This window comes from Alterinioella sp. B-7 (genome assembly GCF_056857775.1).
The window spans coordinates 142,273-163,033 of sequence record NZ_JBSXNT010000031.1; the positions used below are offsets into that span (position 1 = coordinate 142,273).

The window sequence follows — 20,761 nt, forward strand, 5'->3', positions numbered from 1 at the left end:
TCCTAGAACCCGCCTCACCGCCAAGCGTGGCCCGTTCGTCTATCGGTTAGGACGCCAGGTTTTCAACCTGGAAAGAGGGGTTCGATTCCCCTACGGGCTGCCACTTTACCTCTCCTTTATCGCGTCGGGTTCCGGGATCTCCCAACATTCCGATATGCTGCCCGCGAGTGTCTTTCATTCAAGCATCCGGCTCACGCGGGCGTGGCGGGTTCCGGCTTGCCTTTACCGCAAGGCCCATGATTGTAATGCACATTCATCCCGTTGCGCAGGCCGCTCTTCGACCAGGAAAGGTCCCCCATGTCCAAACTGACGGAATCCGCGAAAGGCGTCTACGTCATCGCCCCCACCCCTTTCGACGATTGCAGGACGATCGATGACGGCAGCATCGACACCATGGTGGAGTTCTTCCTGTCCGCCGGGGCCGACGGTCTGACGATCATGGGTATGATGGGCGAGGCGGAGAAACTGACGCAAGACGAATCCGTCGCCGTGATGACGCGCGTGATGGCCGCTGTCGCGGACCGGGTGCCGGTCATTGTCGGCGTGTCTTCGCCCGGGCTTGCCTCTCTGGTCGGGCTCTCGCGCACCGCGATGGATCTCGGCGCCGCCGGGGTCATGGTCGCCCCCACCCCTGCCTTGCGCACCGACGCACAGATCAAGGGCTATTTCGCGACCGTGGCCGACGCGCTCGGCCCCGATACGCCTTTCGTCTTGCAGGATTTTCCGCTGGCCACCGGGGTCCGGATCGACGCCTCGGTCATCATCGACATCATCCGTGACCACCCCAGTTGCGTGATGCTGAAACACGAGGATTGGCCGGGCCTGTCCAAGATCACTGCCCTGCGAAAGGCCTCGGATGGGGGCGGCCGCCGGATCTCGATCCTGTGCGGCAATTCGGGGCTGTTCCTGCCCGAGGAGATGGCGCGCGGCGCCGACGGCGCGATGACCGGCTTCGCCTTCCCCGAGATGATGATCGGCGTTTGCCGCCACGCGCAAGCAGGCGATCACGACAAGGCGCGGGACCTCTTTGACGCCTATCTGCCGATGATCCGATACGAAAGCCAGCCGGGTCTGGGGCTTGCCCTGCGCAAACACGTGCTGGCTCATCGCGGCATCATCGCGAACGCGGCCCTGCGCCGCCCCGGCCCCAAACTCGCCCCGCAAGACATCGCGGAGATCGACACGCTTCTGGACCGACAGGCCAGACGGCTGGCCGCCCTGGACGCGGCATGATGCGCCGCCCGCCTCATTGCGATAGCCGGGCGACCACGGCCTCCACCTCGGGGGCCTGGCGCTTGTCTGCGTCGCATCGGATGAAGTAGCACCAATCCTCGTCTATGGTGTGATCGGACAGCGTGACCAGGCGGCCCGCGGCCAGGTCGCGGCCCAGGAACCACTTTCGGCAGATCGCGACACCCAGACCGGCCACCGCCGCGCCTTGCAACAGGGCCGAGCCTTCCAGCATCAGGCCCGAGCCACTGGCCGGTTGGCGCGGGTGGCTTGAGCGCTCGTACCAGAGCGACCACATCCGCAGGTCTTCATCGAACAGAAGCGGTCCGGTCGTCAGCAACTCGTCCGGCTCCCGTCCCGCCAGCAGTGCGGGCGCGCAGACCGGAACCGCGTCGCCGGGGGCAAGCACGATATCATGCGTCATCAGCTGCGCGCGGCGGGCAAAGCGGATCTCGATATCGGGCGGCGGCGTCACCGGCCTGTCGGTCTGCAGAAGCGTGACATGCAGGTTGATCTCGGGATGCGCGGCGCTGAACCCCTTGAGGCGCGGCATCAGCCACCCGGTCGCCACCAGCGGCAGGCAGGCGATCGAGACACTGCGCAGCCCGCGCATCGGCAGCCGGTCCATCTCGTGCCGGATCGCGTCGAAGGCCTCATGCGTGACGCCCGCCAGGCTGCGGCCCGCATCGGTCAGCGTGGTCATGCGGCCCTGGCGGATGAACAAGGGCTCGCTGGCCCAGGCCTCCAGGATCTTGACCTGGTGGCTGATCGCGGAATGCGACACGTTCAGTTGATGCGCGGCATCGGTGATCGAGCCGGTCTGGTGGATCGCCTCCAGCGCGCGCAGGGCCTTGAGCGGTGGGAGGCGTCGTGTCGAGCTCATCTGTCCAATATGTTAGTTTTTTGAACGCTATCCAAGTTATTTGTGCTTTTTAAGTTAGGGTTTTGATTTCAGGATGAGAAGAGGGACAGGCATTCGGAGGACAATGTGCAGCGGAAGTTACGGCTATGCATGGCCCAGATGACATCGACCAACCGCCATGCGGGCAATATCGCCTTCGTTGAGGAGGCGGCTGCCCATGCCGCCGACCAGGGCTGCCACCTGCTCGCCCTGCCGGAAGCCGCGGGCATGATGAACAAGGACCGCGACGACGCGCGCAGCCAGATCACGCAGGAGGCCGATGACCCTTTCGTCACCGCCTGCAAGGCGCTGGCGGCCAGGCACGGCATCTGGATTCAAACCGGCTCGACCCCGGTTGCCAGCGGCGACGGGCGCTTTCTGAACCACGGCAACCTGATCGACGACACCGGCGCGTCGGTGGCGCAATACGACAAGATCCACCTCTTCGACGTGTTCCTGGAGGGCCGCCCGCCCACCGGCGAATCGAACCGCTACGCACCGGGCGGAGAGGCCGTGCTGATCGACACGCCCTGGGGCCCATGGGGCCTGACCATCTGCTATGACCTTCGGTTCCCGCATCTCTACCGCGATTTCGCCAAACGGGGGGCCACGGTGATGTTCATCCCCTCGGCCTTCACCGTCCCCACCGGCGACGCGCATTGGGAAACCCTGTTGCGCGCGCGCGCCATCGAGAACGGGGCCTTCGTGGTCGCGGCGGCGCAGGTGGGCCTTCACGATGACGGGCGCAAGACATGGGGCCACTCGATGATCGTCGATCCCTGGGGTAAGGTGATGGTCGATATGGGCGGATCCGAGCCGGGTCTTGCCGTTGTCGATCTCGACCTCGACCAGGTCACACGCACCCGCGACCAGATCCCGTCCCTGCGCAATGAACGCGACTACACGCTGCGGCATGTCACGGCCAGCGGCACCTGATCTTCACATCTCCCAGGAGGACTTGTCATGAAAACCACACGCAGAACCCTACTTGCCAGCGCCGCCGCCATCGGCACGGTCACGGCCCTGAAACCGTTTCGCGCCTATGCGCAGCAGGCGCGCCCCGACCTGGTGATCGCGGTCGATAACCTGTGGGAGACGATGGACCCGGTGATTGGCATCTCGACCTCGGGCGGCCGGGTGCATTCCAACCTTTTCGACACGCTTGTGCGCCGCAACCGGTGGGAAGACCCCGACGGGACCGAGCTTGTGCCCTGGCTTGCCACCAGTTGGGAACGCACGACGCCGACGATCTGGACGTTCCACCTGCGCGAGGGGGTCAAGTTCCATGATGGCCATGTGATGGATGCCGAGGATGTGGCTTTCTCGATCTCCGAGCAGCGGCTCTGGGGTGAGGAGCCCGACGCGCCGCGCGGCACGCGCTATGTCGCGGGCATCATCCGGGTCGAAGCGGTCGGCCCCCTGACTGTCGAGATCGAGACCGAGGCCCCCGACCCCTCGATCGCCTACCGCATGGTCACGCCGATCGGCTTTGTCCTGCCCAAGCATTATTACGAGGAGGTCGGCAAGGACGCCTTCGGCCAGGCCCCGATGGGCACGGGCCCCTACAAGCTGGTCTCGTTCGACCCGTCGACTGAACTGGTGGCCGAGGCCTTTGACGACTACTGGAATGCGCCGGTCCCTGCGGCGAGCCTGACCTTCCGCATCGTCCCCGAGTTCTCTACCCGCTACGCAGGTCTCGCCGCGGGCGAATTTGACGTCATCGTCAATATCCCCGCCGACCAGGTGGCACAGGTGCGCGATACGCCGGGCGTCGAGGTGATGGAGAAATCCATCGAGAACTACCCGATGTTCGCCTTCAACACGCTGGAAACCGAGGATCTGCCCAACAACCCGCTGACCGATCCGAACCTGCGCAAGGCGATGGTCTCGGCCATCGATCGCGAGGCCATCGTCGAGGCGCTCTGGGGCGACGCAACCTTCGTGCCGACGCCGTTCAACTTCCCCGAATACGGGCCCTATTACGACCCCGACCGGGAACGCGCCTACCCTTACGACCCGGACCGCGCCCGCGAGCTTCTGGCGCAGTCGGATTACGCCGGGGAGGAGCTGATCTGGCACATCACGCGCGGCTTCTACCCGAATTACGAAGTTGCGGCCGAGTTCATGGTCGAACAGTGGCGCGATATCGGGGTCAACGTGCGCATCCGCATCGTCGATAACTTCTCGCTGGCCTATCAGCGCCCGTTCCACCTGCTCAACATGTCGATGTCCAGCGAGTTCTCCGGCGACCCCTACCGCCCGCTCTGGCTGGACTGGGGGCCGAATTCCAGCCGCACCACGGCCGCGCACAGGACATGGGTGCCGACCGACCGTTTTCTGGAAATCGGCGAACGCTTCGCGGCGGCGCAGGAATTCGATGAACGTCATGCGGCCTATCTGGACCTCGTCGAGGAATGGGAAAACGTCACCCCCGGCATGTACCTGTGGCGCAACGTGGTCAGCTACGGCGTGCGCGAAGACCTTGACTGGGATCCGGGCAATGACTCGGTCACCATCTTCGACCGGATGTATATGGGCTGAATGACGCCCACGGACCTCTCTCCCGTCCTGGCGGTGCGCGATCTGACCATCGCGTTGCCGCCGGGTGCCGACCGCGCCCACGCGGTCACCGGTATCGACCTGACGATCGAACCCGGCCAGACCTTGTGCCTCGTGGGCGAAAGCGGGTCGGGCAAATCCGTGATCGCGCAAGCGATCATGGGCATGTTGCCTCCGGCCCTGCCCATGACCAGCGGCGAGATCGCCCTGCAAGGCACCCCCAACCCGCCGCAGCGCGCCTCGGCCTATCACCGCCTGCGCGGGCCCAAGGTGGCGATGGTGTTTCAGGACGCGATCTCCAGCCTCGACCCGATTCAGCGCGTGGGCCGCCAGTTGGAGGAAATCCTCGAAGTTCACGGCGTGCCGAAATCCGAGCGCCGCGCCCGCGTCATGGACATGCTGGCCGCCGTGCTCCTGCCCGACCCGGACCGCGCCTATCGCTCCTACCCGCATGAGATGTCGGGCGGACAGGCACAGCGCATCGTCATTGCGGGCGCGCTGCTGCTGAACCCCGCGCTCCTGATCGCCGATGAGCCGACCACCGCGCTCGATGTCACGACGCAGGCCGAGATCCTCGAACTGATCGAGAAGCTCAAGGTCGAATTCGACACTTCGGTCCTATTCATCACCCATGATTTCGGCGTTGTGGCCGATATCGCCGACCATGTCGTGGTGATGAAGGACGGTATTGCCGTCGAATCCGGCACCGCCCCCTCCGTTCTTCAAGACCCGCAGCACGACTACACCAAACGCCTGCTGGCCGCCGCAGCCCTGGCCCCTGCACGCGACCAGGCCGCGGATGGCGCGGCGATCTTCCAGGTCCGCGACCTGTCGCTGACCTACCGCCGGGGGCTGTTCTTCAACCGCACCGAGGTGCCCGCCGTGCGCGAGGTGACGCTGGACCTGCACAAGGGGCAGACCCTCGCCGTGGTCGGCGAAAGCGGCTCGGGCAAATCCTCGTTGGCCAAGTGCCTGTTGCGCTTGCAGGACACGGATGGCGGGCAGATGATCTTCAAGGGACGGGACATCACCGCGCTGCAAGGAGCGGCCCTGCGCGATTTCCGCTCCAAGGTGCAGGTGGTGCTGCAAGACCCGTTCGGCGCGCTCGACCCGCGCTTCAAGACTATCGACGCGATTGCCGAGGGGCCGATCATCCACGGTGTGCCGAAGGCTGAGGCTCGCGAGCGCGCGCTGAGGATGCTGGAGCTTGTCGGCCTGACCCCGCAGGCCGCCGACCGCTACCCGCAGGAGTTTTCCGGCGGCCAGCGGCAGCGCATCTGCATCGCCCGCGCGCTGGTGCTGGAACCCGAGGTGCTGATCGCGGATGAGGCGGTCTCGGCGCTCGATGTGTCGATTCAGGTGCAGGTGCTGGACCTATTCACCGACCTTCAGGACCGCCTGGGGTTCTCGATGGTGTTCATCACCCATGACCTGCATGTCGCGGCCGCGATCTCGGACAACGTGTTGGTGATGCAGCATGGCCGCGTCGTAGAACAGGGGCCGACGGCGCAAATCTTCGCCAACCCGCGCGACCCTTACACGCGGGCCCTTCTGCAATCGGCACCGGGGCAGAAGCGGGGGCTGGTGGCATGATCGGCTTCATCCTCTCGCGCGTCGCCCGCGCCATCATCACGCTGCTGGTGACGGTCACGCTGGTCTTTGTCTTCATCCGCTTTTCCGGCGATCCGGCGGCAGCCCTCGCCCCGCCCGACGCGCCGCAGGAGGTGATCGAGCAATACCGCCGCGCGCTTGGTCTCGATCAACCGTTCTGGGTGCAATATACCGGCTACCTGGGCCGTTTGATCCAGGGCGATTTCGGCTATTCGATCCATTCGGGGCGCCCGTCGCTGCAAATCTTCCTCGACCGCCTGCCCGCCACCTTGCGCCTTGGCGGCACCGCGCTTCTGATTTCGCTGGTCTGCGGCATCACGCTTGGGGCCGTGGCCGCGCTGAACCGGGGCAGGCCCATCGACCGGGGCGTAATGGCCTTTTCCGTCTTCGCCTTCGCCATGCCGAATTTCCTTTTCGGCCTTGTGGTGATCCTTGTCGGATCGCTGGCGTTCCAGGTCTATTTGGGCGGTCAGGGGGCCAGCAGCACCGCGCTTGGCCTGATCGCGCCTGCCCTGACGCTTGGCCTGGCGTCGATGGGCAGCTACGCGCGGTTCACGCGGTCCTCGCTTCTGGAAACCATCAACAAGCCCTTCATGCTGGCCGCCGAGGCGCGCGGCATCCCCTATAAACGCCGCCTCATTCGCCACGCCCTGCCCAATGCCGCCATTCCACTGGTGACGCTGGTGGGTCTGTCGCTCGGCTCTCTCATCGCCGGGTCCGTGGTGACCGAGCAGGTCTTTGCCTGGCCCGGTGTCGGCCAGCTTCTGGTGCGCTCGGTCGCCACGCGCGACATCGCCACGGTGCAGTTCCTGGTGCTGGCGATTGCCGCGACCATGATCACCGCCAACCTCATTGTCGATCTGCTCTACCTCGTGATCGACCCGCGCATCCGGGCCAAGTGACTTGAGCGACGCCACCACATATCAGCGCCCCGCCATCCCATGGGCCGTTCGCCTGGCGCTTGGCTTCATCGCGGTCTTCGTCCTCTTCGCCCTCTTCGGCCAGTGGCTGTCACCGCACGAGTTCCGCGCCACGTCGCTCCTCGATCGGCTGCGGCCCCCGGTCGGGTTCGGCGGCACCTGGGAGTATCCACTGGGTACCGATGCACGTGGGCGCGATTTGCTGGTGCGCCTTGCCGTGGGGGCGCAGATAACGCTGATCGTCGCCGTTGTCGGCACCCTGATCGGCGCGGTCCTGGGCTCGCTTCTGGGCGTGCTGGCCGCCGCACGGCGCGGCTTTGTCGAAACCGTCGTGGTGGGCGCGGTCGATGTGCAGGCATCGCTGCCGATCATTGTCGTGGCCCTCTTCGTGCTGGCCATGTTCGACAGCAGTTTCACCCTCTTCCTCCTCCTCATCGGCCTCACCGGGTGGGAGGTCTATGCCCGCCTGATGCGCGGTGCGGTGCTGTCGGCCAAGGAACAGGGCTATGTCACCGCCGTGCGCGCGCTCGGGGCCTCGCCCTACCGTATCTACCTGCGCCATATCCTGCCCAACGTGGTCTCGGTCGCGCTGGTCCAGTTCACCGTGAACATGCCGCTGACGGTGCTGCTGGAAACCGCGCTCAGCTTTCTGGGACTTGGCGTGCAATCGCCGCTGACCAGCCTGGGCCAGATCATGAGCGAGGGGCGCGACCGGCTGCTGACCGCCTGGTGGCTGACGCTCTTCCCCGGCGTGATCATCTTCCTGCTGGCGCTGTCGATCAGCCTGGTGGGCGACTGGGTCCGCGACCGCTTCGACCCGACATTGAGATCCGAAAACTGAGGGTTCCCCCATGTCCAAACCCCTGCCCCGTCCGCGAAAATACACCATCGGTCCCGAGCCCGCCGCGCTGGAGCCCGACCTGATCACGCTGATGGGCCGGCTTGAGACGACGATGCTTGGCCACATCCTCTACTGGGGCTGCATGGATCGTGGCATTCAGGCCAGCCGGGGGTTCGGGCCCCGCACCGTGGGCCGCGCCCTGACCGTGCAATGCCCGGCGGCGGATTCGACGATGCTGCACCACGCCATTGGCCTCGCGCGGCCCGGCGACATGCTGGTGATCGACCGGTTGGGCGATGACAAATACGCCTGCCTGGGGGATGGAGTCGCCTCTGCCGCCCAGGTGGCAGGGATCGTGGGCGCGGTGATCGACGGGCCCTGCACCGATGCCGACGAAATGGCCGGGATGGGCTTTCCCGTCTGGTGCCGCGGCACCGCGCCGGTGACAACACGCCTTCTGAACATCGCGGGCCGCGCGCATGTGCCGGTCAGCTGCGGCGGCGTCGTTGTGATGCCCGGGGCGGTGGTGCTGGCCGATGCCGATGGTGTCTTTGCCCTGCCGGCGGATGAGGCCCGCGCCATGGGCGAGATTGCCTTGACCCGAGGCCAGATCGCGCAGGAGCGTCGCGCCAATCGCGAACCGGGCGTGCCGCTTGGCCGGATTACCGGCGCGACCGCTCTGGTCGAGGCCGAGTTGAATGACGGCAGGGGCTGAGGGCCTAGGACGCCTCCGCCCCGCCCGCCTCATCCGAGAATGACGCGATCAATTGCGCACAGGCCCGCATCGCCAGGTCGTATTTCTTCGCCTTGATCTGGTCCTGCACCCGCAACAGCGCCTCCGGCGTGTTGTCCCGGTCGAACGCCCGCGCGCCCAGGGCCTCCCGGCGCTGCACCGTCAGGTATCGGGTCTCCTTGTCGGTGGTCCCGTAGGAGTATTTGTAGGGCTCGTTCCCATGGCAGAAATCATAGACCCGGTAGCCATGCGCGATGGCCCATTCGATGCTGCCCAGATGCAGGATTTGCCCCGCGAAGGGCACGTCCGCATCGACATCGCGCCCCGCCACGATGAAATGGACGGTCTTCTGTTCATGGTCGAGGATATGCCCCAAGGCCCCTAGGGGCGTATCCCCGCGCCACAGCACCGGCAGGAACAGCGTGTCCGTCTCAAGCCCCGCGCGCAGCGTGCGCCGGTACATGTCGGCGGCCTTCGCGGCGGTCGCGGCCCCCTTCTTCGGGATCCATTTCCGACCCCAGAACTCCAGCAGGATCTCCAGATGCGCGTCAAACGTCTCGGCGCCGGTATCGGTCAGGTGAAGTTCGCCCGTGTTCAGGTGCTTGCGCTCCAGCCGTCGGAACTTCTGCCGTGAATTCGCGCTGAGGCCCTCGTTCAGGAACGCGTCGAAACTGTCCGGCAGGGTCACCTGCGGCGACACCAGGTTGTCGGTCTCGCCCTTGTTGATGAGGTAGGGGCGAAATCTGGTCGAATACTCCGCCCGCGCAAACCCGGCCCGAAACGCCTTGATCCGGTCGATCTGGTCGACATAGCGCAGCGAGAGCGTGGTCCAGGGCATCTGGTCCAGCGTCTGCGCGAGGGCGGGCAGCGCCACCTCCTCCCAATCCGGGTCGCAGATGAAGCCGGTATATTCACCGCCGATGAGCCGCCCGGCGGCCTGATACTGGGTCTGGAACTCGGATTTCGACCGGCTCCAATGCACGCGCGACTTCAGCGGCAGGATCGCGACAACCTGGTCCGACACTGCATCGGCCCGCGCGACAAGCACGGTGAAGCGCCCCGGATTGTCACGAAACCCACGCATCATCCAGTCCCAGCTGAGGAACAACCCCGCCTGCGGATCGCGTCGGTGCAGTTCGGTCCAGTCGGCGCGCAAGTCCTCGACCTCCGAGAGGCTGCGCAGCAGGTGGACCGTCAGATCCTGCGAGATGTCGCGCGGGGCCATGTTCACACCCTGCCCTCCTCCAGCGTTGCCAGGATGATGCTCAGGAACATCTTCTGCGCCGCCTCGAAATCGCGCGCGATCGGCGCGGTCAGCCGGTTACGGGCGGCGAAATATGCTCCGACCCGGCAGATCTGCGCCCCGAATTCGGGGTGGACGCCCGCATCGTCATATTTACGGATGCGGCGTTTCGACAGCCAGCCCCGTTTGCCGGCCTCCTTCACGATCAGCTTGAAACGCTGCGCACAGTGAAAGGTCAGGTAGAGCGAGAGGTAGTTCAGATAGGGCTCCAGCGCATGGCCGCAGCCGGGGTCGAATTCCGAGCGCACAATCTCAAGCATCACCTCCGGTGGCACTGGCCACGCCTCGTCGCCGATCAGCCAGGCGATATCCTCGGCCCCGTGACGCAACCCGCTATACTCGAAATCGAACCAGCGCAGCACGTCGTCGCGGCCAATCGCGGCATTGCCCGACCGGCAATCCCATTTGACGAATTGCCGCCCCGGCTGCGCCACCGCCGCTTTGATCGCATCGAGGTCCACCGGGCCCGAGCGCCCGCCCGAATAGGGCTCCAGCCCGCGCACGCCCTCGGCGAAATTGTCGATCCAGTCGCGGTTGTTGCCCAGGTGCGGCATGATCTCGTGCAGCCGGGTCTTGCGGGACGCCTCCTGCACCTTGAAGATCGCGCGCACGGCTTCGGCCGCCAGATCGGCCTGCCCGCCCGCGTCACGGGCCGCGATTTCCATGTTCAGGCGGCGCCCGCCGACATCGGATTGGAACATCACCTCACCGACTACGCCGAGGCAGCGCGGGACCAGGTCGCAATGGGGTGCGAGCTGTTTCAGGACATGTGCCTCAAGATGGGTGCGGCGGAAATTCGGGCGCAGCGTGGCGAAGACCGTGCGGTCGTCGAAATGCAGCTTGTAGCTCGCACGCCCGTCGCCGCCGGGCGCCGTCACCCGCCGGATCTTGTTGCCGAAATGCCCTTCCGCGGCCCGGACGACCTGGGTCAGACGTTTCTGCCGAGAGCTGTTCGTCACGTGAATACCTAGCAGTTTGGCGCGCCGGATGCCGACGCGGATCTGGAACCAAGGCCATGAATACCGCGGAATTGAGCCCGAATTGAGAACAGTCTTTGGCAACAATGGGCAAAGGAGGTCGCGTGATTCGGGCGCGAATTGCGCCAAGACCGCAATGGATTGTTCCGGAACCCCGTGAGAATCTTAATAGTACAATCAAGACTGTTTCCCGATCGAAAACCAAGCGCCTCATTTTCGACGAAAAATAACGAAGAATTTGCCCGATTTCGGAATTGTCCGTAAAGTTCCTATCGGATGGGGGTCCGAAATCTGAACCGGAATAGTCGCCTTTTGCGCAAGTGAAAGTGCTGCCCGAATGAATGCTGCCTGAAACAGGGGGACTCTCGATGTCTGAAGAATACCAAACCATTTATGAAAATGCCGGTGCCGGAAATGGCTCCGGATCGGGAGGAACGCGCGGATCTGGCTCCGGTGGCTCCAAGGGATCGGGCTCGGGCGGATCGCAAGGCTCCGGCTCTGGCGGCTCCAAGGGATCGGGCTCGGGCGGATCGCAAGGCTCCGGCTCTGGCGGCTCCAAGGGATCGGGCTCCGGCGGATCGCAAGGCTCCGGCTCTGGCGGTTCCAAGGGATCGGGCTCGGGCGGATCGCAAGGCTCCGGCTCGGGCAATGATACCGCCAGCACGACCAAGGCCTATCACAATGGCGGCGTCGAGGGTGACTCCTTCGCGGATTGGTATTCGGCCAACCTGGAGACCGAGTTCAGCGCGTCCGGGTCCGAGGGCCAGACGATCCTGGACCTGTCCGATGCCGGTGCGGCCAAGACGATCAACGAATCCGTCGCCCCCGACGGCACCCATAGCGGCACGGTCGAGTTCTCCAACGCGGATGGTGAGCCCGTCGGATGGGGCCATTACGATGGCGTGGACGAGGTCATTCCCTCGGACGATCCGACCAGCAAGTATTACACCGAAGACGATCTCAACGTGATCGGAGCGCACGGCCCCGGCCAACCGCCGGAAGTCTCGCTCGATCAGTTCATGACGGATGGAAGCGACGGTTCCGACGCGGGCGGCACGAAAGGCTCCGGCACGGGCGGCTCTGGCTCCGGCGGCACGAAGGGATCCGGCTCGGGTGGCACGGGCGGGTCCGGGTCTGGCGGCACGGGCGGGTCCGGCTCCGGTGGCTCCAAAGGCTCCGGGTCTGGCGGCACGGGCGGGTCGGGATCCGGCGGCTCCAAGGGCTCAGGCTCCGGTGGCACCGGTAGCTCCGGGTCTGGTGGCTCCAAGGGGTCCGGCTCGGGTTCCGGCGGCACGGGCGGCTCCGGCTCCGGTGGCTCCAAGGGCTCCGGCTCGGGTGGCACGGGCGGCTCCGGCTCCGGTGGCTCCAAGGGCTCCGGGTCTGGCGGCACGGGCGGGTCCGGGTCCGGCGGCTCCAAGGGCTCCGGGTCTGGCGGCACGGGAGGGTCCGGCTCCGGTGGCTCCAAGGGCTCCGGGTCGGGTGGCACGGGCGGGTCCGGCTCCGGTGGCTCCAAGGGCTCCGGGTCTGGCGGTACGGGCGGCTCCGGCTCCGGCGGCTCCAAGGGCTCCGGGTCTGGTGGCACGGGGGGCTCCGGCTCCGGTGGCTCCAAGGGCTCCGGCTCGGGTGGCACGGGCGGCGGCACGCAGTTGACCGCGGCTGCGGCAGCGCTGCCGACGTTCAGCTATGACACCCAGGACGACGCCTTGTCGGTCGAGGACGTCATGGCCCTGATGAACCAGGATGTCGACGATCCGTCCAACCAGCAGCAGGGCTGGGAAGATGACGGGATGGACGATCTCCTCCTCTGACAGGAGGCCCATCCGATCAAACCGGCGCTGCGGGACCTGAACTGTCCCGCAGCGCCTTTTTCATGCCGGTGCGCCCGCGACATAGACCTGCGCAATGGCGCGGTCATCGCCCATGATCTGCAACACGAAAAGCTCTTCGGCCAGCGTCTCGGCGCGCTCCATCCGCAACGCCATCGCGTCGGTGGCGCGCGCGTCCAGCACCACGATATCGGCGTCGCTGCCGGGCGCGAGGGTGCCGATCTTGTCCTCCATCCCCAGGGCCACCGCATTGCCGCGCGTGATCCAGTGGAAGGCACGCAACGGGTGCAGGCGCTGGCGCTGGAGTTGCAGGATCTTGTAACCCTCGTTCAGCGTTTGCAGCATCGAATAGCTGGTGCCGCCGCCGACATCGGTGGCAATCGCGTTGATCGTCCCGCGCGCACGCAGGCCCGCATCGTCGAAGAGGCCGCTGCCCAGAAAGAGGTTCGAGGTCGGGCAGAAGACGGGCCGCGCGCCGGTTTCGACCAGTACGTCGATCTCGCGCGGTTTGAGGTGGATGGAATGACCAAGCAGCATCTTTTCCGACAGCAACCCGTGCGACTGATACACGTCCAGGTAATCGCGCGCCTCCGGGTAAAGCGCGGCGGTGAAGGCGATCTCGTCGTGATTTTCCGACAGGTGCGTCTGCACGAAACAGTCGGGATGCTCAGCGACCAGCGCGCCGGCCATCTCCATCTGTTCCGGTGTCGATGTGATCGCAAAGCGCGGCGTGATCGCATACTGCGCGCGGCCCCGCCCGTGCCACTCGGCGATCAGCGCCTTGCTGTCGTCATAGCTTGATTGCGGCGTATCGCACAGCCCGTCCGGCGCATTGCGGTCCATCATCACCTTGCCGCCGATCATGCACATGTTGCGGCGGGCGGCTTCCTCGAAATAGGCCTGCGCCGAGGTCTTGTGCACCGAGCAATAGGCCACCGCCGTCGTCGTTCCATGCGCCAGGATCTGGTCGTAGAACCTGCCCGCCATCGCGGCGCTGTGGGCGGGGTCTGCATATTCGGTCTCCGCCGGGAAGGTGTAGTTGTTCAGCCAATCCAGCAGTTGCGCCCCCCAGGAGGCGATGACCTGCACCTGCGGGAAATGAATATGCGGGTCGATGAAGCCCGCCATCAGCAGGTGCGGGCGGTGGTCGATGATTTCGGCATCCCCGGCCTGGCGGTTCACCTCGGCAAACCCGCCGCGCGCCACGATGCGGCCCCCCTCGATCAGGATCGCGCCGTCCTCGATATGGATATGGGCGCTGTCATCCTCGGGGCTCTGCGGCTCGGCCACGAAATCCAGGATGCGGCCGCGCAGGAGGGTCTTTTGGGTTGTCATGGCTCAGGTATCCGTTTCTTGAAAGCACAGGGCGCATGGGGTCCACGCGCCCTGTGAAGTGTCCGGGTGAAAACGAAGGATTATTCGCCCGGGGTTGCGTGTGGCGCATCGGTATCCATGAAATCGGGCTCGTCCGGCACGATGATACGATGTTCCAGATCCTCCTTCGGCGCAATTGCCGGGTAGAAATAGAGGAATGCGCCAATGATCAGGTATCCGATGGTGATGCCGTCGAATTGCGGGGCCTGCAGCGTGTTGCTGTGGATGATCCCGACCGAGGACATCGCCGCCGCCGCGAGGGCGAAGCCGCCCGCGAAGCGGAACCGCCCGTCGATCACATCGGCCACGATCGCGCCCCAGACAAGCCCGGTGATGATCGCGCCCTGGCTGAGCGCGAGGTGCCCTTCGTAATGCGCCCCCTCGATCAGCAGCGCGGCGGTCAGGTCGGCATCCCCCAGGCCCGGCAGCCCCTCGACCCCCGTTGTGCGCAGCGCGTTGATCAGCGATCCCCACTTGGTCACCAGGAAGGCCGAGATATGCGGCAGGATCGCGAAGGCAACGGCGGCCATATGCGCCGGTTTCACCGCGAAGGCCGTGTTGGTGATCAGGCTGACCGAGACGAAGACCAGCACCGGGGCGGCGGCGGCAATCGGGATCAGACCGGCCAGGAAGGACAGGAAGCCCAGGAAGGCCGCCGCCGCGATGACCAGCGCCACACCGACGATATAGCCAGCATGGGCATCCAGCCGCTTGTAGGCGGGATGGCCGATATAAACGGTCGTCGGAAAGGGCGAGCCGAAAAGCGCGCCGATCATGGTGCCCGCGCCATCGGTCACCTGGCAGACGGCGACGGGGTAATGGTCGCCCGCGGCTTCGGCCGATTCGACGTTGTTCATGGTCTCGATGAAATTGTAGATCTGGACCGGGATCAGCACCAGGAACAGCTCGGGGTTGGCGAAGAGATACTGGATGCCCACGATCATGTCGCCCAGGTAGGGAACCGGCGGGTAGAACCCGATCCCCTCGGTGGTGAAGCTGGACTGCCCCAGGAAGATCGCGATGACCGTGCCGACGCCGATGGCCACCAGACCCGCGGGAACGTTGCCCGGCAGGCGGAAGCGCCCTATCAGGCCCCAGAGGATGAACAGAAGCGAGGCAAAGCCGATGATCGGATACTCGAAGATCTCGGCCAGGGGCACCGATCCGATGAAGACCAGCGCGATACCGCAAAGCGTGCCAAGCATGCCCGCGCGCGGCGTGATCCGCTTCAGGAACGGCCCCACGATGGCCCCGAGCCCCGCGACGATACCGCCCATGAAACCCGCGCCGATGCCCACCTGCCAGGCCAGAAGCGCGTCATTGGTGGCCCAGTAGATCGGGCCGATCACGCCGAATAGATAGACGAACATCACCGGGGTCGAAATGCCATAGGGCAGCGCGGTGACATCCTTGCCCTGCCGGTTGGCCGCCCATTTCGCCAGGTAGGTATAGACCGCGACACCGGCGAGGATGGCGATGGCCGCCCCCGGCACGATGCGGCCAAAGACGATCTCGGCGGGCATCTGAAAGACGAATTGGCAGATCCCGGACAGGATCAGCAGGTTGACGAGGTTATCGGTAAACAGCGCCCAGAAGGCGTTGAAATCGCTACGCGTGAACAGCTTGTAATTGTAGGTTGTGCCGTCCATGACGGTCTCCTCCTCCTAAGACCGGGCCTGTTGCCTATGGGGCGACAGGGTGGCCGGTTTCCGTGCCCGTGGCGGGCGCTCCCTTTGGCCGTTCCGGCCGGTTCACGACAGTTTCACAGGTCAATTCGGCCATCACCTCGGCAACCACGAAGGCCGCGATGACGCCGGGCCGCTTGTCGCGGCTGCCGTTCGCCCCGATGGGGCAAATCAATTGGTCGATGGGCTGGCCCGCGTCGGCTTCACGGGTCCAGGTGCGGAATCTGGCGCGCTTGGTGGCCGAGCCGATCATGCCGACATAGGCGGCATCGCCCCGCTCCAGCGCCGCCGCCGTCAGCAGGAAATCCAACGCATGGTCATGGGTCAGCACGATGAAGGCGCTACCCTGGGGCGCGGCGGCAATCTCGGCCTCGGGGATGGCGGAAAGGCGCGTCTCCACATCGGCGCGGCAGAGCGCCAGCTCCTCGGCCCGCGTGTCGATGAGGATGCAGCGCACCGGCAAGTGCTGGAACAGATCGGCCAGCGCGCGGCCCACATGGCCCGCCCCCATCACGTAGACATGGGGGCGTGCCTCCGTCTCCTCCCGCGCCCGCTCCATCGCGGCATAGCGGTCGGTCCGGTGCATCCGGGTGAGGCGCAACGCCACCCGCCCGCCGCAGCATTGCCCGATCTCGGGGCCAAGCGGCACGTCCATATCGCTGCGTGTCTCGCCGCTGCGCAGCATCGCACGGGCCTTGTCCAGCCCCATATATTCCAGTTGCCCGCCACCGATGGTGCCGAAAAGGCCGGTCTCGCTCACGAACATCTCGGTCCCCGCCTCGCGCGGCGAGGATCCCCGCACGGAGGTCAGCAGCACCCGGATCACCGGGCCTTGGGACAGGAAGTCTTCGAGCCTCATCGCCTCAGGCCCCCTTCATCCGCTGGACGGCCATCAACACCCGCTCGGGCGTGGCGGGCGCATCCAGACGCGGGCATTCGCGGTAATCGGCAACCGAGGCGACCGCCATCGACAACGCCTCGAAGACCGAGATGCCCAACATGAAAGGCGGCTCACCCACGGCCTTGGACCGCTTGATCGTCAGCTCGCGGTTCTCGGACCAATCGGCCAAATCGACGTTGAAGACGCGCGGTCGATCCGAGGCCAGCGGGATCTTGTAGGTCGAGGGCGCGTGGGTGCGCAGCCGCCCCTCCGTGTCCCACCACAACTCCTCCGTGGTCAGCCAGCCCATCCCCTGGATAAACGCGCCCTCGACCTGGCCCCTGTCCAGAACGGGGTTCAGCGACCGGCCCACATCGTGCAGGATATCGGTCCGTTCGACCCGGTATTCGCCGGTCAAGGTGTCGATGGTGACCTCGGAACAGGCCGCGCCATAGGCGTAGTAGTAGAACGGCCGCCCCTGCCCCTTGTCGCGGTCCCAATGGATGTCGGGCGTCTTGTAGAACCCGGCGGCGGAAAGCTGTACCCGCGCCATATAGGCCGCCTTGATGAAGGCGTCAAAAGACAGGGTTTCCTCACCGATCCGCACCCGGTTGGGCAGGAACGCCACTTCTTCCGCCGCAACGCCCCAGTGCTCGCAGGCGAAATCCACCAGCCGCGCCTTGATCTGCTCGGCGGCATTCAGCGCCGCCATCCCGTTCAGGTCCGAGCCCGAGGAGGCCGCTGTCGCCGAGGTGTTCGGCACCTTCTCGGTGGTCGTCTTGGTGATCTTGATGCGCTCGAAGTTGACCTGGAACGCCTCGGCCACCACCTGCGCCACCTTGGTGTTGAGGCCCTGCCCCATCTCGGTGCCGCCATGGTTCAGGTGGATCGAGCCGTCATTATAGACATGGATCAGCGCGCCCGCCTGATTGTACCAGGTCGCGGTAAAGGAGATGCCGAATTTCACCGGCGTCAGCGCGATGCCCTTCTTCAGCACCCTCGATGAGGCGTTGAAATCAATGATCGCCTGCCGCCGCGCGCGGTAGTCGGCGCTCTGCTCCAGCTCGCCGACCAGACAGTCGAGGATATTATCCGTCACCTGCTGGTGATAGGGCGTCAGGTCGCGGCCCTCGCCGCCGTAGAAATTCGCCTTGCGCACGTCCAGCGGGTCTTGGCCGGTGGCATAGGCGATCTCCTCGATCATGCGCTCGGCCACGATCACACCCTGCGGCCCGCCAAAGCCGCGAAAGGCGGTGTTCGACACGGTGTTGGTCTTCATCGGGCGGCTTTCCAGCCGCACATGCGGATAGAAATAGGCGTTATCGGCATGGAACAGCGCCCGGTCGGTGACGGGGCCGGAAAGGTCCGAGGAATAGCCACAGCGCGCGGCGAAACTGCCGCCAACCGCCTCGATCCGCCCCTTGTCGTCAAACGCGACATCGTAATCGACCACGAAATCATGCCGTTTGCCGGTCGCGGTCATGTCCTGGTCGCGGTCGGGGCGGATTTTCACCGCCCGGTTCCATTTCTTCGCGGCCAGCGCGGCGACGGCGGCGAAGATGTTCATCTGGCTTTCCTTGCCGCCGAACCCGCCGCCCATGCGCCGCACATTGACCACGACCGCGTTGGACGGCACGCCCAACACATGCGCCACCATATGCTGCGCCTCGGACGGGTGCTGCGTGGAGCAATGCACAACCACCTCGTCATCCTCGCCGGGAATGGCGAAGGCGATCTGGCCCTCCAGGTACATGTGATCCTGTCCGCCGATAACCATCCGGCCCTTGATCCGGTTGGGGGCGGAGGCGAACCCTGCCTCGACATCGCCGCGCTCCAGCTTCAGGGGCGCGGTGACATGCGGATAGCCTGCCTCGATCGCCGCGACCGGGTCCAGCGCGTGGGGCAGCGCCTCGGTCTCGACCTTGGCCAGTTCCGCCGCCCGCCGCGCCGCATCGCGGGTTTCGGCGACCACGGCAAAGAGCGGCTGGCCATGAAACTGGATCAGGTCGGTCGGAAAGACCGGCTCATCATTCTGGCCCGTGGGGCTGATATCGGTATGGCCCGGAATATCGGCGGCGGTCATCACGCCGACGACGCCGGGGGCCGCGCGCACGGCGCTCAGGTCCAGTGAAACGATCCGCGCATGGGTGACGGTGGAGACGCCCAGATAGGCGTGCAGCGTGCCTTCGGGCTGCGCAATATCATCGGTGTAGTCTGCGGCCCCCGTGACATGCTTGATGGCGCTGTCATGGATGCGGTCGGTATGGGCGGAGCCGGTGATGGTGACGTTGTCTTTCATCTCTTTGATCCTTCCCTCAAGCCGTCAGTTGGACGGGTGATGCGGCACCGTCTTGTTCCAGGTAGAAGCGGCGGAGGAGGTTCTGCGCCGAGAGCATCCGGTAATCCGAGGAGGCCCGCCAATCGCTCAACGGTTTGAAATCCCTCGGCAATGCCTCGGCCGCTGCGCCAAAAGCCGCCTTGCCCCAGGTCTTGCCAAGCAACGCCGCCTCGGCCTCGCCCGCGCGCTTCGGCGTCGCCGCCATGCCGCCGAACGCGATGCGCGCGGCGGTGATGGTCTCGCCCGTCAGGGTCACGCTGATGCCCACGGCGACCGAGGATATATCCTCGTCCCGCCGCTTGGAGATCTTGTAGGCCGCGTCGCGCTGGCCCTGGGCGGGCAACGGCACACGGATGCTCTCGACGAACTCGCCCGCCGCGCGGTCCTGCTTGCCATAGTCGATGAAGAACGCCTCAAGCGGCAAGGTCCGGCGCGCATCACCCTTGCGCAGGACCACCTCGGCCCCGAGCGAGATCAGAACGGGGGGCGTGTCCCCGATGGGCGAGCCATTGGCGATATTGCCCCCCACAGTGCCCATATTGCGCACCTGCCAGCCCGCGATGCGGTCCCAATAGGGGCCAAGATGCGGAAAATGGCGCCCAATCGCGGCCTCGCAATCGGTATAGCTGGCGCCCGCGCCAATGGTCAGGGCGTCCGAGCCCTCCTCGATCTCTTTCAGCCCGTCCAGATGCCCGATGAAGATCGCGGGCCCGATGGGCTTGAGGAATTTCGTCACCCACAGCCCCACATCGGTGGCCCCTGCCACGATGGTGGCTTGCGGGTATTCCAGCAGCGCGGCGGCGAAATCACCGACACTGGCGGGCAGGATGGCGCGGTTGTCCTCGGGGCCGGTGACGATGCGTGCGCCGTCCTGCATCGCGCGCAGTTGCGCGGTGATCGCCTCACGCTCGGTGGTCAGGTAATCGGCGGCGGGGCTGCCATATTCACTGACCGCGACGGCGGCGCGGATGATCGGCGCGTAGCCGGTGCAGCGGCAGAGATTGCCTTGCAGCGCGGTCTCGACCTGTTTCTCGCTCGGCTGCGGGGTCTCCATCCACAGCGCATAGAGCGACATGACGAAGCCCGGTGTGCAGAAGCCGCATTGGCTCCCGTGATGCTCCACCATCGCCTGTTGCACGGGATGCAAACGGCCATCGGGGCCGCTCAGATGTTCCACCGTCACCACATGACAGCCGTCGCAGGAGGCCAGGAACCGGATGCAGGCATTGACCGGCTGATAGCTGAGGCCCTCCGCCCCGAGCCGTCCGACCAGAACCGTGCAGGCCCCGCAATCGCCCTCGGCGCAGCCCTCCTTGGTGCCGGTCAACCGGCGGTCGAGGCGCAGGAAGTCGAGCAGGGTCTGGCTGGCCCCCACATCCGCGACGCTGACCTCGCGCCCGTTCAGCAAAAACCGGATCTCGCGACGATGTTGCATGTGATTTCCCCTAACCATTCGGGCCGAACCTCCTCCGGCTTGTGAAAACACTACCGCGAATGACTGCCCCGAAAAATCCACCCAATCGGGAAGCACTTTCAACAACGCGTTGATAAAATCGCCGATCCGTGCCACCTTGGGTTGCGCG

At 65.6% G+C, this 20,761-nt stretch carries 16 protein-coding genes and 1 tRNA gene; 9 read left to right on the plus strand and 8 right to left on the minus strand.

The features are described 5' to 3' along the window. Positions 1-28 precede the first annotated feature (28 nt). Together AC13C7_RS09035 and AC13C7_RS09040 are read left to right on the plus strand one after the other, a co-directional pair. Positions 29-103 (plus strand) — tRNA-Glu (locus tag AC13C7_RS09035). Positions 104-297: 194 nt separating this feature from the next. Then, positions 298-1,233, plus strand: a complete 936-nt coding sequence (locus AC13C7_RS09040; RefSeq protein WP_482867270.1) for a dihydrodipicolinate synthase family protein — start codon at positions 298-300, stop codon at positions 1,231-1,233. Positions 1,234-1,246: 13 nt separating this feature from the next. Here the strand turns inward: AC13C7_RS09040 and AC13C7_RS09045 are convergent, their stop codons facing one another. Next, positions 1,247-2,113 carry a LysR family transcriptional regulator gene (locus tag AC13C7_RS09045; protein WP_446122149.1) on the minus strand — a complete coding sequence of 289 codons (867 nt, stop codon included), beginning with the start codon at positions 2,111-2,113 and terminating at the stop codon, positions 1,247-1,249. 138 nt (positions 2,114-2,251) lie between these two features. Here AC13C7_RS09045 and AC13C7_RS09050 point away from each other — a divergent pair, with 138 nt between their 5' ends. The 6 genes from AC13C7_RS09050 to AC13C7_RS09075 are packed head-to-tail and all read left to right on the plus strand — an operon-like array spanning position 2,252 to position 8,777. After that, the gene (locus tag AC13C7_RS09050; protein ID WP_482867271.1) at positions 2,252-3,067 is read left to right on the plus strand and encodes a carbon-nitrogen hydrolase family protein; all 816 of its coding nucleotides are present in this window, start codon (positions 2,252-2,254) and stop codon (positions 3,065-3,067) included. A gap of 27 nt (positions 3,068-3,094) precedes the next feature. Then, entirely contained in the window at positions 3,095-4,672 is a 1,578-nt protein-coding gene (locus tag AC13C7_RS09055) for an ABC transporter substrate-binding protein (protein ID WP_482867272.1), read from the plus strand. After that, positions 4,673-6,283 (plus strand): dipeptide ABC transporter ATP-binding protein, encoded by a 1,611-nt coding sequence (locus tag AC13C7_RS09060; protein ID WP_482867273.1) that lies wholly within the window; start codon positions 4,673-4,675, stop codon positions 6,281-6,283. It begins immediately after the preceding gene. Next, entirely contained in the window at positions 6,280-7,203 is a 924-nt protein-coding gene (locus tag AC13C7_RS09065; RefSeq protein WP_172320866.1) for an ABC transporter permease, read from the plus strand. Before AC13C7_RS09060 ends, AC13C7_RS09065 begins: the two co-directional genes overlap by 4 nt. Position 7,204: 1 nt before the next feature. Further along, on the plus strand, positions 7,205-8,062 hold the full coding sequence (locus tag AC13C7_RS09070) for an ABC transporter permease (RefSeq protein ID WP_482867274.1): 858 nt from the start codon (positions 7,205-7,207) through the stop codon (positions 8,060-8,062). Between the two features lie 10 nt (positions 8,063-8,072). Beyond that, on the plus strand, positions 8,073-8,777 hold the full coding sequence (locus tag AC13C7_RS09075) for an RraA family protein (RefSeq protein WP_482867275.1): 705 nt from the start codon (positions 8,073-8,075) through the stop codon (positions 8,775-8,777). 4 nt (positions 8,778-8,781) lie between these two features. Here the strand turns inward: AC13C7_RS09075 and AC13C7_RS09080 are convergent, their stop codons facing one another. Beyond that, on the minus strand, positions 8,782-10,020 hold the full coding sequence (locus AC13C7_RS09080) for a GNAT family N-acetyltransferase (protein ID WP_235952755.1): 1,239 nt from the start codon (positions 10,018-10,020) through the stop codon (positions 8,782-8,784). A 2-nt stretch (positions 10,021-10,022) separates the two neighbouring features. Beyond that, positions 10,023-11,057, minus strand: coding sequence for a phosphotransferase family protein (locus AC13C7_RS09085; protein ID WP_446170324.1), 1,035 nt, complete (start codon positions 11,055-11,057; stop codon positions 10,023-10,025). Positions 11,058-11,443: 386 nt separating this feature from the next. Here AC13C7_RS09085 and AC13C7_RS09090 point away from each other — a divergent pair, with 386 nt between their 5' ends. Beyond that, positions 11,444-12,883: a hypothetical protein gene (locus AC13C7_RS09090; protein WP_482867276.1), complete on the plus strand. Its 1,440-nt coding sequence runs from the start codon at positions 11,444-11,446 to the stop codon at positions 12,881-12,883. 60 nt (positions 12,884-12,943) lie between these two features. Here AC13C7_RS09090 and guaD read toward each other — a convergent pair whose 3' ends face one another. The 5 genes from guaD to xdhA form a co-directional block, all read right to left on the minus strand. Continuing rightward, a complete protein-coding gene (gene guaD, locus AC13C7_RS09095; RefSeq protein WP_482867277.1) occupies positions 12,944-14,236 on the minus strand; it encodes a guanine deaminase in 1,293 nt (430 codons plus the stop codon). An 80-nt stretch (positions 14,237-14,316) separates the two neighbouring features. Further along, positions 14,317-15,924 (minus strand): xanthine/uracil/vitamin C permease, encoded by a 1,608-nt coding sequence (locus AC13C7_RS09100; protein ID WP_172320872.1) that lies wholly within the window; start codon positions 15,922-15,924, stop codon positions 14,317-14,319. 34 nt (positions 15,925-15,958) lie between these two features. Further along, the gene (gene xdhC, locus AC13C7_RS09105; protein ID WP_482867278.1) at positions 15,959-16,819 is read right to left on the minus strand and encodes a xanthine dehydrogenase accessory protein XdhC; all 861 of its coding nucleotides are present in this window, start codon (positions 16,817-16,819) and stop codon (positions 15,959-15,961) included. A 4-nt stretch (positions 16,820-16,823) separates the two neighbouring features. Further along, entirely contained in the window at positions 16,824-19,139 is a 2,316-nt protein-coding gene (gene xdhB, locus AC13C7_RS09110; protein ID WP_482867279.1) for a xanthine dehydrogenase molybdopterin binding subunit, read from the minus strand. 16 nt (positions 19,140-19,155) lie between these two features. Then, the gene (gene xdhA / locus AC13C7_RS09115; protein WP_482867280.1) at positions 19,156-20,613 is read right to left on the minus strand and encodes a xanthine dehydrogenase small subunit; all 1,458 of its coding nucleotides are present in this window, start codon (positions 20,611-20,613) and stop codon (positions 19,156-19,158) included. Positions 20,614-20,761 lie beyond the last annotated feature (148 nt).

What these genes read in the sequence shown, in the direction of transcription:
- AC13C7_RS09100 (WP_172320872.1), bottom strand. Translation starts at nt 15,924, where the DNA reads ATGGACGGCACAACCTACAATTACAAGCTGTTCACGCGTAGCGATTTC.
- xdhB (WP_482867279.1), bottom strand. Translation starts at nt 19,139, where the DNA reads ATGAAAGACAACGTCACCATCACCGGCTCCGCCCATACCGACCGCATC.
- AC13C7_RS09060 (WP_482867273.1), top strand. Translation starts at nt 4,673, where the DNA reads ATGACGCCCACGGACCTCTCTCCCGTCCTGGCGGTGCGCGATCTGACC.
- AC13C7_RS09090 (WP_482867276.1), top strand. Translation starts at nt 11,444, where the DNA reads ATGTCTGAAGAATACCAAACCATTTATGAAAATGCCGGTGCCGGAAAT.
- AC13C7_RS09050 (WP_482867271.1), top strand. Translation starts at nt 2,252, where the DNA reads ATGACATCGACCAACCGCCATGCGGGCAATATCGCCTTCGTTGAGGAG.
- AC13C7_RS09055 (WP_482867272.1), top strand. Translation starts at nt 3,095, where the DNA reads ATGAAAACCACACGCAGAACCCTACTTGCCAGCGCCGCCGCCATCGGC.
- AC13C7_RS09080 (WP_235952755.1), bottom strand. Translation starts at nt 10,020, where the DNA reads ATGGCCCCGCGCGACATCTCGCAGGATCTGACGGTCCACCTGCTGCGC.
- AC13C7_RS09075 (WP_482867275.1), top strand. Translation starts at nt 8,073, where the DNA reads ATGTCCAAACCCCTGCCCCGTCCGCGAAAATACACCATCGGTCCCGAG.
- guaD (WP_482867277.1), bottom strand. Translation starts at nt 14,236, where the DNA reads ATGACAACCCAAAAGACCCTCCTGCGCGGCCGCATCCTGGATTTCGTG.
- AC13C7_RS09065 (WP_172320866.1), top strand. Translation starts at nt 6,280, where the DNA reads ATGATCGGCTTCATCCTCTCGCGCGTCGCCCGCGCCATCATCACGCTG.
- xdhC (WP_482867278.1), bottom strand. Translation starts at nt 16,819, where the DNA reads ATGAGGCTCGAAGACTTCCTGTCCCAAGGCCCGGTGATCCGGGTGCTG.
- xdhA (WP_482867280.1), bottom strand. Translation starts at nt 20,613, where the DNA reads ATGCAACATCGTCGCGAGATCCGGTTTTTGCTGAACGGGCGCGAGGTC.
- AC13C7_RS09045 (WP_446122149.1), bottom strand. Translation starts at nt 2,113, where the DNA reads ATGAGCTCGACACGACGCCTCCCACCGCTCAAGGCCCTGCGCGCGCTG.
- AC13C7_RS09040 (WP_482867270.1), top strand. Translation starts at nt 298, where the DNA reads ATGTCCAAACTGACGGAATCCGCGAAAGGCGTCTACGTCATCGCCCCC.